The organism is Paenibacillus segetis, from assembly GCF_014639155.1.
GTDB lineage: Bacteria > Bacillota > Bacilli > Paenibacillales > Paenibacillaceae > Fontibacillus > Fontibacillus segetis.
This window is the reverse complement of record NZ_BMFT01000005.1, coordinates 73,354-89,090: the sequence shown is the minus strand read 5'-3', so window position 1 is coordinate 89,090 and position 15,737 is coordinate 73,354. Positions and strand designations below refer to the sequence as shown.

Sequence of the window (15,737 nt, the reverse complement as noted above, 5' to 3'; positions counted from 1 at the left end):
TCACTTCTACATCCCGCCAACACCTTCCAAATTGATCGGCAGATCTGAAGTGACACCTGCTTCATCTCGTAGAGCAGCTAAAGCCATTTGCAGGTCCTGTTTCTTTACGTACACGTAGGGACTCTTCCATTGGGACTCTATTTGTAGGGAATGAATTTGATCCGGTTTGATTTTGGGAAAATTATAAATCCATTGATGAAGCTCGGATTCAGGAATATCTGACTTCACATTCTCACCAATGATATCAATTACTTTCCCCCATTGGGATATCTTTTGGAATGCTCCCAACTTTTCTGTAATTTGCTTGATTACTTGCTGCTGGCGATCGTTACGCGCAAAATCTGAGGATTCCCCGGTTCCTTGATTTGATTTGCGATACCGTACGAAATCAAGCACTTGTTTACCATCGAGCATCTGCAATCCCTTTTTCAAATCGATATGAGTTCCGTCTACAGAATCGTTATATTTCATATCCATATCAACATCGATTTCAAGACCACCAAGCGTGTCTACCGTTTGGCGTAAGGCGTCAAAGTTCACCAGTACCATATAATCAATCGGAAGCCCCAGCAAATCGCCAAAAAACTGCTTTGTGTTAGAAATGGCTGTTGACTTGTCCTTTATCGAGTAATAGGCATAATAAAAGTTTGCCTTACGGGAAGGTAATGATTTAGGTTTGAGCAGCAAATCACGCGGCAGAGATAACATACTAGCAGAATGCGTTTGCGGATTAAAACTTATAAGCATAAGAACATCTGTATTAAGTAAGCCCGCACCACCGTCCCGACTATCGATTCCTGCTAGAAGCATGATCATCGGTTGGATCGGTTCCTTTTCTTCATCTTCAGACGAATTATCAACTAATTTATCTTTCTGTTGAAGGTCTGATGGAGCTGCTATCCGCTGAATCGCAGCATCCGCCTTATAATATATGTACCCGCCATAGATTCCTACTCCGATGATCAGAGAGCCTATGACAAGGGACATGATCAGTACAACTTTACGAATTGCTATTCTCTTGGGTTTGACTGACATAATTACCTCCACTTCATTACATTTATCTGATTTAAATTTATATATAATGAATCTCGTCTTTATGGACGCTCACACTCAACACCAAACCAATTGCAATCATATTGCTGAGCAGTGAACTACCTCCATAACTTATAAAAGGTAATGAAATGCCCGTCAGTGGTACCAATCCTATGTGCATGCCTATATTAACGAAAATCTGAAAGACGAACATCCCCATCAGCCCGATAACCAGGTAAGATCCGCCAAGGTCTCTACTGTCCATAACGATCTGGACCATACGATACACGAGCAGAAAAAAGAGGAGTAACAACACCGCAGAACCCAGAAAACCATATTTCTCGCCTATGACCACATAAATCGAGTCGGAATAGGCATAGGGGATATATCCTTTACGCAAGAAAAATCCGTCACTTCCGGTCATTCCTCCAGAACCAATCGCAATGATCGCATTCTTAACATGCCATGATTTATCGGGGTCGCTAGTTGGATCAAGAAAGGTCTGAATTCTGGATAATTGGTGGGGCTCTGTAACTTTGGACAATAATTCAAAGTTGGCATAGTACAACCATAGAATAGTACCAATCGTAACAGCCATAATACTTATGAATAGTACCATGTATAATGAACGAATATTCCCCATCCATAGCATACTAAGCAGAACGCCTACAAAGACAAGAGCTGTACCTAAATCTGGCTGTTTCATGATTAAGAGGATCGGAATTATAAAAATAAGGCAAACCGGCAATAAATCTTGAATAATACGGAGTTTCGCTCCCTCTCGCTTACTCAATACATGAGCAACCAACATTACTGTACAGATTTTAGCTATTTCAGAGGGTTGAAGTTGGAAATGCCCAATACTTAACCAACGAACTGCACCGTTAATATTCTCTCCAGTAAACTTAACGAGCACTAGCATTCCGATGCCGATTCCATAGAAAAGGTAGGAAAGCTTACCTAGCAGAATTTGATAATCAAACAATGCGAGCAGAAGCATTGGAATGCAAAATGCACCGAATAGATATAAATTTGTTATGTGGAGACCATCTAAATTGGTCTCCGTTGTGGCTCCATAAATAGCAATGGTACCTATTGCAATAAGACACAACACAATAAATAGTACGAGTTTATCTAGATTTGCGATTTTACGGATGATAGTCATTTAACAACCTCTATTTTGTTGAATTTCTGGTAGCTTCTTGTCGTCTTCGATTGTTATCCCTTGAAATACTGAGTAGAATACCGGTACTTGCTAAACACAACACAAGCGAAGAACCTCCATAACTAGTAAAAGGAAGCGGTACTCCCGTAATTGGCAAGATGCCAGTTACAGCTCCAACATTCAACAGGAATTGAATAAATATCATCATAATGATGCCTATTCCTAACATAATACCGAATGGATCGTAACTTCTTATCGCCGCTGTAAATCCACGCCAGATAAACAAGAAAAACATGAGAATGAGCAAAGCTGTACCTACAAATCCTAATTCCTCACCAACCACAGCAAAGATAAAATCGGTATGTGCCTCCGGCAGATAAAATAATTTTTGTACACTTTGTCCAATTCCTACTCCTGTAAGACCTCCATGTCCTAATGCATACAGAGACTGAATCAGTTGATATCCTGAGCCTTGAGGGCTATCCATTGGATTTAGAAATGAGGTGAGACGTTGGAGACGATAACTCTTACTGAACGCAAAATAAATTATTATTGGGATAAATCCCAAGCTAAGAATGACAAGATGACGAAGATCAATACCACCGATCAATAAGATCGCTACAGCAATAAAGAACAAAATTAACATCGTACCGAAATCAGGCTGTTTTATGACAAGCAGCAGAATGATGACAATCATCACCAAAATCGGCAATAGTCCTCTCCGAAACTCTCGAATACGTTCACCCTTTTTGCTTATTATTGCGGACAAATATACGATAATGGATAACTTGGTAAACTCAGCCGGCTGAAAATTAAATCCACCTAGAACTAACCAGCGTCTCGCTCCATTTATGTTCACTCCCCCAATTAATACGAGAATGAGCGCCAGTAAGGAGAACAGCAGGAGTTTCGGCGCAGCCTTCTTCCACCAAGTAAATGGGATACCCATAAAAGTGAACATCACAAATAACCCGATGAGTGCAAATACGCCTTGTTTCATGACGTAATACCACGGATTATCGTGTTCTATTAAGGCCATGTGAGAGCTGGCACTAAAAATCATAATCAACCCATTACCAACAAGTAAAATAGTCAAAAAAAGCAGGAGAAAATCAGGGCGACCTCTTATTTTACCGCTCAAATCATGGGACACCTCCATCTCGATAACCACAATCCTTACGGATGATTACTCAAGATCGAGCTTGCCGTGGTAATCTTCCCTAGATAACAACTTCAACTCATCACCGCTAAACCCATATACATCTAGGCCACCTCCGGCCTCCCCTAATGACCAGCCTAGTACTAGCTCGGATCGACCATCATGATTGATATCCGGAAATCCAGCATACTCCAAACCATAACCAAAACCCTCGACTTGCGAGATAATCCGCCATTCCTCATTATGCTGCTGGAACAATGCCGCTTTTAACAATTTACCTGTCGCTTTGCTCTCTTCATACACAACGACAGCTTCATTGATACCGTCTCCGTCCATATCTCCGAATGAGATATCATTGCCCAACTTTCCTTGCATGGGAGCTAACAATTGAACTTCGTCAGGAAGTAATTTGATAAGTTCATGGCTTATTTTATCTCGTTGAATACTCCCCTCAGCTATTGGAGGCTTAATCATATCGGTCGGGGTTACCGGAATCCCACATCCTCCAACCAATACAATTGTAATCAACATCATCCCTACGCTAATGAGCTTGTTGAACATACTGATATCCTACTCCTCGCTTGTCACGATTAAGTACTATTCTATCTTTGCAAGAGAACAAAGTGGTTATGAAATAGTTAAATTTCGATTATTTTGTCGGAAGATAGATAGAGACCGTCGTTCCCTTACCTACCTCACTGGTTATACGTAATTCTCCATGATGCAGTCTAATGATCTGATCGGATATGGAAAGACCCAAACCACTGCCAGAAGCATATTGATTTGCTTTGTAGAACTTTTGCAGCACATATTCTAAATCCCTCTCTGCGATTCCAGAACCTGTATCCGTAATAGTGATAACAATTTGTCCAGGAGAAGTATGAGCGTGAACAAGGATTCGACCGGAAGGGGTAGTAAATTTAAGTGAGTTATCCATAATATTAATAAATACTTGCTTCATACGATTCTCGTCAGCTTGAATAACTGGAATATTGTTATCCATTTCAATTTCGAGTGAAATCCCTTGCCTTTCTGCCCTTGGAGCCAGTTGTCTACAAATATGATCTAGTAATTCTGGTAGATGAACAGGTGCGAAGTGCATGACAATTCTTCCGTTATCCATCTTAGAAAAATCTAAAAGTTCATCCACCATATGCGTTAACCTGTCACTTTCCGAATCAATAATCTCAAGTCCCTCAAGAAGTAAAGGCTTGTCTTCAACTCCATTCGATTTCAACGTAATAACCCAGCCCTTAATCGACGTTAATGGAGTACGCAGTTCATGGGATACCGAGGAAATGAAATCATTCTTAAGATGTTCACTTTTCAATATTCTTTCAGCCATCATATTTAACGTATCTGCGAGAGAGCCTAGTTCATCCTGATAGCGCTTACGGAGTTTGATGCTGAAATCTCCCTCAGACATTCGGTCTGCCGCTCGCTTAAGGTCCCTAATAGATCTCGTAATCGTCCAGGACAACACGAATCCGAGCACAGTAACAATCCCAATCACAAGTAATCCAACACCGACAAGAATGACCGTAATTCGATGAACCGTATTTAAAGTTTCAGTTAGCGAAGTAACAAACCTGACTACTCCCACGGTATTACCATTTGTCTGTAAGGGAAAAGAGACCGCTAATATATCTTCTTGAGTTGAGGAAATCTTCCCTTTCCATGTACTAGGTGTCCCTTGGATAGCTTCTTGTACATCTGTATGCCCAACCATGATGTTGTTATCCGGCAGTCCAGTAGAGTCTTGCAGAAGTCGTCCCGTTGGAAGAATAATCTGAACTTGTGCGTCGGAATTGTGGGCAAATCCTTTCAACAATCGATCTGATTGTTTCTCTAAATCTTCACCCGTAAAATATTGCTGAAAAAAGGAAGCGGATAATTCTGCCTGATTCCATAGGGTCCGTTCTACGTTATGCAAATAATAATATCTCACCGAAAAAATGAGAAAAATCTCAAGAATGAGCACCGTGAGGGTAATGACGATTACATAACTTCCGACTAATCTTTTCTGGATACCCATTTTTTCATCCGTCCTTCCTCCAGCGGTACCCCAAGCCCCATACTGTCTCAATCCAATAAGGATTTGAGCTGTCATCTTCAATCTTCTCTCTTAGCTTTCGCACATGGACATCTACCGTTTTAGGATCTCCAATGTAGTCTTCGCCCCATACGAGATTCAACAATTCATTCCTAGATAATGCCGTATTGGGATGTTCTAGAAAAGTTCTCATCATGAGGAATTCCTTCGGTGTGAACTCAATACAAACATCATGTTTAAATAGCTGATTTGAATTCAAATCCATCCGAATTGGACCTGATTGCAGGACTATCCTTGGCGGTTGTATGGCAATATTTGTTCGACGTAAAATCGCTTTGATTCTTGCTACAAGTTCTAAAGGATTAAATGGCTTAACAATATAATCGTCAGCACCGATTTCAAGTCCTTTGATCTTATCTAGGTCCTGTCCCCGTGCAGTTAAAAAGACGATGATAATCGCAGGGTCCTTCTCTCTTAGCTTCCTACAGATCTCAAATCCATCCGTATCAGGTAGCATAATGTCCAGAACAACGATATCAGGTCGGCTCAATTCAAAGCTCAATAAAGCTTCTGCTCCTAATGCAGCTTCATTCACCACAAATCCATTACTTGTTAAATGAATCGTTATAAACCGTCTTATATTATCGTCGTCTTCAACAAGAAGAATTTGATTACGAATATGAGTATCCAAGATATCCCCCTCCAAATTGATCCTTAGCAATAAAATATAAAGATGGCTCCCCCCCAATAAAGAGAGAGCCACATCAGGTGTGGATACTACTCTAAATTGATTCACTTGTCAAAATCCGCCAACAACCTAAAAATGACGCATTCACTGAAGTCAGTTTATGCGTCATTTATTATGATCCCATTTATTATGATCAAATCCTCAGCTATCTTACTTACTGCTGTCCGAGCCATTCACAAACTGATACACGCTTTCGAGCTTCTCTTCCGTCAAATCGCCGCTATTATCGAATACAAGAATCGAGGACGAAGGAATATCCCAGTTAATGTCCGGTACAAATTGAACTCGTTGCTTAAAGTCATCCCAATGCTCAAGCTTGTACGTGTCACGTTCAGTTTGTCTGTCCACAATACGTTGACGCTGCGTTTCCATGTCGGACAGAGTAACAGCGATGACCTTAACATCCACTTCCTGCTTGGTAAGTCCCGCTGCAGAAATGACTTCTTCAATCCATGCCTTATTCTTCAACTCAGCTGTGAAAGGCGAAATCATAAATACATTCTGACCTGCGGCTAGGTTCTCAATGCAAATGTCTTTGGTCGTATCATACTCTAAATCGCGAAGGTGCTTCTTATAAAAGTCGGAATCGCGGTCATTTACATCTAGCCCGTTCATTTCCAACATCTTCTCAACAAATCTACCCCCAACGGTATCCCTGTCCAAAAAGGCCGCTTGCATACGTGTAGCCAATCCCCGGGCAACCGTTGTTTTACCTGTCCCAGCAACCCCTACAAAAAACACTAATTTCTGCATCGTTATTATAATCCCCCTCTGTCTTATTCAGCCAACGAAGCATAATGAAGGCGACGCTTGGTTTCATCGGCCAGTTCCTTCACATTGTCCTCTAGTCTTCCTACTAGTTCCTCTGAAATGTCGAAGCCACCCTCTTCTGTCCGGGCTACCTGGGAATCTACAGTATAGACTCCCCCCAAAATATACCTTGCACCTAGTGCAGATAGTACTGGCTTGAGAGAATAATCGATCGAAAGTAGGTGTGCAAGGCTACCCCCAATGAAGAGCGGCAAAATAACCTTGCCAGCCAGACCCTTTTCCGGAATGAGGTCCAAAAATGTCTTCAAGACACCCGTGTATGAAGCTTTATATACCGGACTAGCCACAATAACTACATCAGCCCCGGCCACCAACGCATTCGCTTTGACAATGGCCTCACTTTCGAATTTGGTATGTATCAAATCTCCGGGCGGAAGTTCTCCCACGTTAACGTGGTCCACTTCGTAGCCTTCTTTGATGAGTAACTCACTAGTTAAAGATATAACAGCCGTCAACCGAGACCCCGGCGTTGGACTGCCATTGATTATCGTAGCTTTTGGCATGATGACACGCTCCCTTTTCGTTTTAGAAAAAAATCCGATTAATCCACTATACTTTAAATTGATGCTATCAATAATTTATTTTCCTGTCAATTATTCGACAACCTACTCACAGTGCCTCGATAATATCTCCAGCTAGCAACGAAGCAGGATTGAAGCGTTTGGTGGCGGCACGTTCGCCTGCCAGACCGTGCAGGTATACGCCAAGTGCAGCCGCTTGAACGGCGTCTAAACCTTGGGCTAACAGCCCCGCGATCAACCCGGTGAGTACGTCGCCCGAACCGCCGGTTGCCATGCCAGGATGGCCCGTGTAATTCACGAAGTAGCGCCCATCGGCGGCGGCAATTACTGTACGCGCACCTTTAAGCACGAGCGTTACGCCGTGCTCGGTGGCAAAGCGGCGCGCAAGACCGATGCGGTCCCGCTGCACCTCGGCCGTCGTGAGACCGGCCAGTCGGGCCATCTCGCCGGGATGCGGCGTCAGGATCGTCGCCGCCGAATCCCGGCGGGTCCACGCCGCAAGGCCGTCACCTGCGGCGAGCATGTTCAGGGCATCTGCGTCCACCACCAGGGGACGCGTAGTGCCCTCCCACAAGGCGCGCAGGAAGTCGTTCTCGCCCGGGAAGCGGCCCAGCCCCGGGCCGACGGCGAGCACATCCCGCGCTGCCAGGAGCCGCACCACTTCGTCTGCTGCGGCCTCTTCCCATGCGCCGGTGCCGCTACCTGCGACCGGCGCCAGCATAAGCTCGGGCACGGTGCCGACGACATGCGGCAGCAAGGCCGCAGGCAGCGCCCATGTCGCGAGCCCACAGCCCGCGCGCAGCGCAGCTTTCGCTGCCAGCAGGCCGGCCCCGCTCATCGGCAAGCTGCCTGCGGCCAACAGCACGTGCCCGTAAGTGCCCTTATGACCGTCCTCCTCTCTCGGACGGTCCACATCAACTCCGAGTTCGCCGCGCAGCGTCTCCTCGGTCAACACCGTGCCCGTCCCCGCCATTCCCGGCGGGAGCACGTTCGGAATACCGATATAGCGAACGATCACTTCTCCTGCCACTTTCGCCCCCGGATACTGCGTTAGCCCCGCCTTAAGAAAGGCGAGACTAACTGTAATCCGGGCGCGGATGCATGGATCGTGAACAACGCCCGTATCGGCATCCAACCCACTAGGGATATCGGCTGCTATAATCGGGAGTCCGCTGTCGTTCGCTTCCTTAATTAAGGAAGCATAGACACCGCATGGAGCTCCCTTTGCCCCCGTACCAAGCAAAGCATCCACAATTCCAGTGTAATCGTTGAACTCAATTGTCTGTTCAGGTGAATATATCAAACAAGGCAAACCAAGCGCTTTCGCGATACGGTACTGCAAAGCAGCTTCTCCAGTTAGTGTCTCTGGGGACTCCGCATATAGAAGAGTAACCTGCATGCCTGCATCCTTTAAATGTCGTGCACAGACGATCCCATCCCCACCATTGTTTCCTTTGCCAACGAATAGCAGCCAGCGATCGCAGTTCGTATCCCCCTTAAATCTCAGTACCTCTTCAGCAATTGCCCGCCCTGCATTCTCCATTAATGAGGCAGCGGGAATTCCTAACTCCTGAATTGTGTATCGATCTATTTCCCGCATTTGGTCCGAAGTTACAATCTTCATCTCTGCTCCTCCACATCTATTACCCTACAATAATTTCCCATCCTCTTCCTTTATTATAATTATCATCATGAGGCAATTCTATCTGATCCTCTCATAAATTCTGTGTTTCATGAGCTATAAATCTTCATAGAGTCTTGAAATACGCCCCAGACGTATGTAATAGTGGAGAAAGGAAAATCGAAAGGGTGATCAGAGTGTCACTTTCGGAATGGATAACCTGGCTTCAGCAACACGAGAGGACAGTATTAACCTCCTTCCTTGCGCTGTCACTATTTCTTGGTTTATATGTCGCATCCGAGCGCAAGACTTCACGACGAGAACGCTCCCGACTAGATCATCTCAGATACAGTTTGGAATTGTACTCCGCTGCTGCTGGGCCACTGATGCGAGAGGTCAATAGGATTGGAGACTCACCTAACGAACAGGAACTACTGAGTGATAAACTGCTTGCATGCCGTGCAGCTCCGTATGTTACCGCTGACCTACTAACGCAAATTGGAGCTTATATCCATGATCAGGACCCAACTCGTCTCTCATTACTACAGAAAACATTAGAACGGGAAAGTGAACATTTAATTGAAGAAAGAGAGACATTATTGAATGGAATGGAACGTCCTGGATGGGGGCTGTCATTTTGGCAGCAAATCCGTCCTATAATTCCTTTTCTATTCGCATTAGCTCTATTCTTTTGCTTATGTTGGCTATTTCAACTCATTGAGATTTCCAGAATGGCGACTGCCAATAGTGGTCTAACACTTCTGAATAGCTGGACAAGCTTCGCATCCGTCCTCTTCTCTCTTATAGTTCTCTATCCTGCACTGATGGGTGGCCGAAGAAGAACAGAAGGATCTGCATTACTCTGGACCCTGTCTATCTTCATCGCTCTACTCGGCATGCTCCATACAATTAATTTAGAATTGGCTCCATATATTCTTGGAGCACAGGTGCTACTCTTCTTGTCGGGCTTTACTCTAGCAGGGAGCAAACCGCGGAAATCCCGTCCTTATGTCGGTCACTATGTTCAAGATAAAGAAAATCCACTATTGATCGAACGCACAGATGAAGAGCCACGGATAGAGTAGACTGGGACAGGTTTCTTGTCCCACTTTATCTACCTAGACCTGCAAATACCCCGATTACCTAGCAAACCAGGCTCTGTAGCCAGGTACAACTAGAAATCGGGGTATTTAAGTTCAGCTTTTGCTATCTTCAGTTTACTTTATCTATCTCGACCCTGATCCGCGCAAAGGCTTAACGGCATTTCGTAACTGGCCAGGTGACTTAACGGAACTAGATTGACCGATCTCATAACGCTTCCGTTCCGTACGTTCCACTTGAACAATTTGCCCTTCATGAACGATAATGTTTAACGATCCGAATTCCATCTCATTCAACATTCCAGCGATCCGCTCCAGCCATACGCTATCTACATGTAATGGTTTTGCCATACTGCAATCTCCCTCCCTTTGGCGATTCAGTTCAAGCAATCTAACGATGACTCTTACGAGTGAACCAGTTCTTCAGTAGCAAGGTTACAAGCGCTAATAGCAATAGTAACGATGATACCGCAAATGACGCGGAGAACTGATACTCGTTATATAAAATCTCCACATGCAACGGAAGTGTATTGGTCTCTCCCCGGATATGCCCTGATACAACGGACACGGCTCCAAATTCCCCCATTGCTCTCGCATTACATAAAATGATGCCGTATAACAATCCCCATTTAATATTAGGTAACGTCACTTTCCAGAAAATCCGAAATCCACGCGCCCCAAGTGTGACTGCCGCTTCTTCCTCTTGCTGACCTTGATCCTCCATCAATGGAATAAGCTCCCTTGCCACGAATGGAAAAGTAACAAATAATGTTGCCAGTATAATTCCTGGAAGGGCAAATATGACCTTCAAATCATGTGCCTGCAACCAAGGTCCGAACCAACCATGTGCCCCGTAGACAAGTACATAAATCAGTCCCCCAATGACAGGCGAAACGGCGAATGGTAAGTCGATCAAGGTCACCAAGATCCCTTTACCACGAAATTTAAACTTCGTAATCGCCCATGCCGCTGCCACACCGAATATCGTATTAAGTGGTACTGTAACTAAGGCAACCAGTAACGTAAGCCTCAATGCGGATAAAGCATCGGGATTCGAAATGGCCTCTACATATACCCCCCAACCCTTCTTCAGGGCTTCCGTCAGAACGATAGCGAGTGGCAGCACAATCAACCAGAGCAGCACTAACACAGCAGCTCCAATCAACGTCCACTTTACAACCTTAGATTCCGACACCACCCGATTTCTTGCGGTGGAGGGTTTATTTGAAGCTAAAGGTACAGATCCTGCCATGTTTAGTATCCTCCGTTCATCGTCATATCCAACTTAACCTGAGGCCCCTTATGTCCCATCAACTTTGGGATCGACTGGGACAAGGTTCCTGCCCCCTGTCCCTAGCGTGCTGTTTTGCGGAAGCGGCGCTGTAGTGAGTTTATAAGCAGCAGTAACACGAATGAGATCAGCAACAACAATAAAGCTACGGCAGTTGCTCCTGCATAATCGAACTGTTCCAGCTTCGACATGATTAGTAGTGGAGCAATCTCTGTTCTCATCGGCATGTTACCTGATATGAAGACAACGGATCCATACTCCCCAATTCCACGCGCGAAGGCCAGAGCAAACCCAGTCAAAAGGGGTGGCAATAGCTCCGGAAATAGCACGGAACGGAAAGTACGAAACCGACTTGCTCCCAGCGTAGCCGCTGCTTCCTCCACTTCAGCATCCAGATCCTGTAACACAGGTTGAACCGTACGGACGACAAACGGAATACCAATAAACATAAGTGCAAGCGTAATACCAATAGGTGAAAAAGCGATTTTAATCCCCAAAGGCTCAAACAATGAGCCAATCCAGCCATTGGAAGAATATATCGCCGTTAGTGCTACCCCTGCAACCGCAGTAGGAAGCGCAAATGGAAGGTCAATCATCGCATCAAAGATGCCTTTCCCCGGAAAGTCATATCTCACAAGCACCCATGCGAGTAGTAGACCCAGTACCGCGTCAATCAACCCTGCCGCTGCAGCGGTCAGAAAGCTAACTTTAAACGAAGCAAGGACTCGCGGGTCTGTGGCAATATCCCAGAATTTCCCCAAGGTAAGTCCCGTAGAATTTAACAGCAACGCAGACAGTGGAATCAACACTACCAGACTGAGATAAAGAACACTGTATCCCATAGTCAATCCGAAGCCGGGTAACACCCCGCGCTTTGTCGTAGTACCGAGCATAAACTTTCATCCTTTCCCAATAGCATCCCTACACCGGATGTAGGGATGCACCTCCGTTTTTTACGGTCGGTTATTTAGGCGCATAAATCTGAGTGAATATTCCTCCGTCACTAAAATGCTTCGGCTGCGCCTCGGACCAGCCCCCAAACTCATCAATCGTAAACAACTTAATGTCAGGGAACTGATCAGCAAATTTGGTCTTTACGCTTTCTAACGTAGGTCGGTAATAATTCTCAGCTGCGATTGTTTGGCCTTCCTCTGAATATAAATATTTCAAATAAGCCTCCGATACTTCACGAGTTCCTCGTTTATCAACAACTTTATCTACGACAGCTACCGGAGGTTCGGCTAGAATACTTTCAGAAGGGTATATAATATCGAATTTATCCGGTCCAAGCTCCTTAACCGATAACCACGCTTCATTCTCCCAAGCTAGTAATACATCGCCTAAACCACGTTCTACAAATGTTGTCGTCGCTCCACGAGCACCACTATCCAGAACAGGAACGTGTTTGTATAACTCCTTCACAAATTCCTTTGCTTTTTCCTCGTCATTGTTGTTCTGGTGCAATGCATAACCCCATGCGGCTAAATAATTCCAACGTGCTCCGCCTGAAGTTTGTGGGTTTGGGGTAATAACCTCAACACCATCTTTAATCAAATCATTCCAGTCTTTAATCCCTTTTGGATTCCCCTTACGTACGAGAAAAACAATCGTAGAGGTATACGGGGAGCTATTAAGATCATTTTTCTTCTGCCAACCTTCATTTATAAGTCCACTTTGTTGAATGGCATCAATATCATATCCAAGAGCCAATGTCACAACATCGGCCTCCAAGCCGTCAATAACCGCTCTTCCCTGCTTACCCGAACCGCCATGCGATTGCTTAATGGTTACCTTCTGACCTTTTTCCTTGAGCCAATGTTCTGCAAATGCTTTGTTATATTTCTCGTAAAGTTCACGTGTCGGGTCATAAGATACATTCAATATTTCGATGTCTTTTAGCTTCTCGCCACTCCCCGTCGTATTGGGAGCCGCGTTCGCTGCGTCGTTCTTCTTTTCATTCCCACATGCTCCTACAACCATGGACATAGCCAGAACCAAACTCAACAGAACCCCTTGCTTCAACACCTTTTTCATCGTATCACTCCCCATACTCTCTTTATCATTATCCAAACATGGTTCACAGAAAGGGTTATACCTCTACAGAAAAACGGAGAAACACCCCTCCCACCTTACGGTCAAACCGAGCCACTACCCCGTGTCTGCCTTGGCAAGTAGAGCGTTCCTCCGTCCGTACGGTTAGAACTTTCTGTAATTATTCCTACCTGTTTAGTATGCTATGGTGATATTCTATATGCAGCCCGTTTTGTTGTCAAACCTTTTTTGTAAAAAAAATGAAATTCGCATAAGTATTGCTTATAAATGCCATTCAATCAAACCAAACAAAATAACCTCCAAGGTCACTGGAATAGCGACTTCAGAGGTTATTCTCATTGTTTTTCCTTACATAGATTGGTGGCCCATATGATTAATGCCTACACTCACTTGCCATATATAGGTTCGATACAAACAGGTTTATCTAGCGTAAGTCCGCTACCTGTTGCTGTAAGCATGCCTGTATCACCATCTCGCTTAAATACAGCAATATTGTTGCTATTCTGATTAGCTACGAGCACATAATCCTCCAGCACGGCGAAATTGCGTGGCCATTTCCCTCCAGCTTCACTCCATACAGGCTCACTAAGCAGACCCGTTGTGGAATCAATAGCAAAACGCACGATGCTGTCATGCCCACGATTAGACCCGTAAATATAACGTCCATCTGGTGATAGGTGAATATCTGCTGGATAGCTTTCCCCAATGAAGCCCTCAGGTAGTGTACTTATATGCTGAACGATCTCAAGATCACCATCTATTGAATTATAGTTATACGTTGTTATTGAATTATTCAGCTCATTAATACCATATGCAGTATTTCCTGATTCCCGAATAACGAAATGCCTTGGACCGGAGCCAGGAGGAAGCTCCACATGACCACTCGCCTGAAGTTTACCATCCTCAAGTCGATAGATTACGATCTTATCCTGACCTAAGTCGGAGACATAGGCATAGGTTCCTTCTTGATTCACTACAATGCTATGGGCATGAGCTGCTTCCTGACGATCACTAACCGCACCACTGCCTCCAACATGCTGTATCTGTGAAACCATCTCAGCGAGTGCACCATCGGTATCCAGAGCGAAGGTATTCAGATGACCGCTAGAATAATGCGCTATCAATATGTATCCTGTTGAAGAAAGGGTAAGATAACAAGGATCTGCCCCCTCCAACTCCTTCATGCCAAGCTCCGACAACTTACCGCTTTCTGGATGGATCGCATAGGCCGCCACTGCACCTTGAGCAGATTCACTAATTGAATATAATCTGTTTCCATCCTGATTACCCACAAGAAATGATGGATTAAGGATACCCGCGAAACTATCAATCAATGTAAGTTCCCCTGTATTGCGGTCTAGTTTGCATTGATAAATACTAGGTTCATCTTGTAACGCATACGACCCAACATACAGTAGTAATTCATCATTGCCTCTTTGGTTATTCATTTTCTCAATCCCCTCTCATGCTACATATAATTTTATTTAAAACTCCACCTTAATCACACTTTTCCTGAATTTTTATATTTCAAAAGGCGATTATGTTATAATGTTCTAGCTAAACTAATGTTATGTCTATTCTATTACATAAAGAGAAGGGGGCCAAATTATGAATTTTCTACATTCCTCTTATATACCCGTTATTGTTACTGTAGGAGCGCTCATTATGGCTGTAATGACACTCTTTATCCGGCTCAAAGCAAGCCGTAGACCCGTGACCATCAAAGGGATTATCATCCCACCTCTCGGTATGTCGACGGGGTTCTTCATGTTCGTCGCACCCGAAATGCACATTCCGATCCTTTGGGGGCTAACCGCCTTTGTAGTAGGAGCATTACTCTTCTCTTACCCGCTCATCCGCAGCACTCACTTTGAAGTTCTTGACGGACAAGTATATGCCAAACGCTCACGAGGATTCGCCTATATTCTGATTGGACTGCTTGTAGTAAGATTAGCCCTACATGAGGTCGTAGAACAATATATCACTGTATTACAGACGGGATCCGTATTCTTCATCTTAGCATTCGGTATGATCTTACGCTGGCGTTTGTTTATGCTGAAAGAATACCACAAGATTACCGATTCTGCTCGCATGAATTAACTCTTGAACCAATATATTAACAATAGGTTATCCAACAGGCTACTCTCAGCTGCCGGATAACCTA

Annotated in this window: 16 protein-coding genes; 2 read left to right on the top strand and 14 right to left on the bottom strand. The window is 44.5% G+C overall.

The annotated features are described in order from the left end of the window. Positions 1–6 precede the first annotated feature (6 nt). From IEW05_RS22845 to IEW05_RS22805, 9 genes are all read right to left on the bottom strand, one after another. Positions 7–1,035, bottom strand: coding sequence for an LCP family protein (locus IEW05_RS22845; RefSeq protein ID WP_188542179.1), 1,029 nt, complete (start codon positions 1,033–1,035; stop codon positions 7–9). 37 nt (positions 1,036–1,072) lie between these two features. Then, on the bottom strand, positions 1,073–2,197 hold the full coding sequence (locus IEW05_RS22840) for an FtsW/RodA/SpoVE family cell cycle protein (protein WP_188542178.1): 1,125 nt from the start codon (positions 2,195–2,197) through the stop codon (positions 1,073–1,075). A 10-nt stretch (positions 2,198–2,207) separates the two neighbouring features. After that, complete coding sequence (gene ftsW, locus IEW05_RS22835) at positions 2,208–3,356, bottom strand: putative lipid II flippase FtsW (protein WP_308420467.1); 1,149 nt, start codon at positions 3,354–3,356, stop codon at positions 2,208–2,210. Between the two features lie 27 nt (positions 3,357–3,383). Then, the gene (locus tag IEW05_RS22830) at positions 3,384–3,917 is read right to left on the bottom strand and encodes a hypothetical protein (protein WP_188542176.1); all 534 of its coding nucleotides are present in this window, start codon (positions 3,915–3,917) and stop codon (positions 3,384–3,386) included. 88 nt (positions 3,918–4,005) lie between these two features. After that, a complete protein-coding gene (locus IEW05_RS22825; RefSeq protein WP_229753688.1) occupies positions 4,006–5,466 on the bottom strand; it encodes a sensor histidine kinase in 1,461 nt (486 codons plus the stop codon). Continuing rightward, positions 5,396–6,100: a response regulator transcription factor gene (locus IEW05_RS22820; RefSeq protein WP_188542175.1), complete on the bottom strand. Its 705-nt coding sequence runs from the start codon at positions 6,098–6,100 to the stop codon at positions 5,396–5,398. Before IEW05_RS22820 ends, IEW05_RS22825 begins: the two co-directional genes overlap by 71 nt. Positions 6,101–6,307: 207 nt before the next feature. Beyond that, the gene (locus IEW05_RS22815; protein ID WP_188542174.1) at positions 6,308–6,910 is read right to left on the bottom strand and encodes a P-loop nucleotide/nucleoside kinase family protein; all 603 of its coding nucleotides are present in this window, start codon (positions 6,908–6,910) and stop codon (positions 6,308–6,310) included. A 23-nt stretch (positions 6,911–6,933) separates the two neighbouring features. Continuing rightward, positions 6,934–7,491, bottom strand: a complete 558-nt coding sequence (ssuE, locus tag IEW05_RS22810; RefSeq protein ID WP_188542173.1) for an NADPH-dependent FMN reductase — start codon at positions 7,489–7,491, stop codon at positions 6,934–6,936. A gap of 106 nt (positions 7,492–7,597) precedes the next feature. Next, complete coding sequence (locus tag IEW05_RS22805; RefSeq protein WP_188542172.1) at positions 7,598–9,133, bottom strand: NAD(P)H-hydrate dehydratase; 1,536 nt, start codon at positions 9,131–9,133, stop codon at positions 7,598–7,600. 185 nt (positions 9,134–9,318) lie between these two features. Here IEW05_RS22805 and IEW05_RS22800 point away from each other — a divergent pair, with 185 nt between their 5' ends. Continuing rightward, positions 9,319–10,215, top strand: coding sequence for a hypothetical protein (locus IEW05_RS22800; RefSeq protein WP_194434159.1), 897 nt, complete (start codon positions 9,319–9,321; stop codon positions 10,213–10,215). 141 nt (positions 10,216–10,356) lie between these two features. On the opposite strand, the gene IEW05_RS22795 is transcribed toward IEW05_RS22800, so the two are convergent. The 5 genes from IEW05_RS22795 to IEW05_RS22775 all read right to left on the bottom strand — a co-directional run bounded on the left by IEW05_RS22795 (position 10,357) and on the right by IEW05_RS22775 (position 15,021). After that, a complete protein-coding gene (locus IEW05_RS22795) occupies positions 10,357–10,581 on the bottom strand; it encodes a YezD family protein (protein WP_188542170.1) in 225 nt (74 codons plus the stop codon). Between the two features lie 40 nt (positions 10,582–10,621). After that, the gene (gene cysW / locus IEW05_RS22790; RefSeq protein ID WP_188542169.1) at positions 10,622–11,482 is read right to left on the bottom strand and encodes a sulfate ABC transporter permease subunit CysW; all 861 of its coding nucleotides are present in this window, start codon (positions 11,480–11,482) and stop codon (positions 10,622–10,624) included. A 101-nt stretch (positions 11,483–11,583) separates the two neighbouring features. Next, a complete protein-coding gene (gene cysT, locus IEW05_RS22785) occupies positions 11,584–12,414 on the bottom strand; it encodes a sulfate ABC transporter permease subunit CysT (RefSeq protein ID WP_188542168.1) in 831 nt (276 codons plus the stop codon). A 70-nt stretch (positions 12,415–12,484) separates the two neighbouring features. Then, complete coding sequence (locus IEW05_RS22780; protein ID WP_188542167.1) at positions 12,485–13,555, bottom strand: sulfate ABC transporter substrate-binding protein; 1,071 nt, start codon at positions 13,553–13,555, stop codon at positions 12,485–12,487. A gap of 404 nt (positions 13,556–13,959) precedes the next feature. Further along, positions 13,960–15,021: a lactonase family protein gene (locus IEW05_RS22775; RefSeq protein ID WP_188542166.1), complete on the bottom strand. Its 1,062-nt coding sequence runs from the start codon at positions 15,019–15,021 to the stop codon at positions 13,960–13,962. Between the two features lie 160 nt (positions 15,022–15,181). On the opposite strand from IEW05_RS22775, the gene IEW05_RS22770 reads away from it, so the two are divergent. Further along, positions 15,182–15,673 carry a CcdC family protein gene (locus IEW05_RS22770; protein ID WP_188542165.1) on the top strand — a complete coding sequence of 164 codons (492 nt, stop codon included), beginning with the start codon at positions 15,182–15,184 and terminating at the stop codon, positions 15,671–15,673. Positions 15,674–15,737 lie beyond the last annotated feature (64 nt).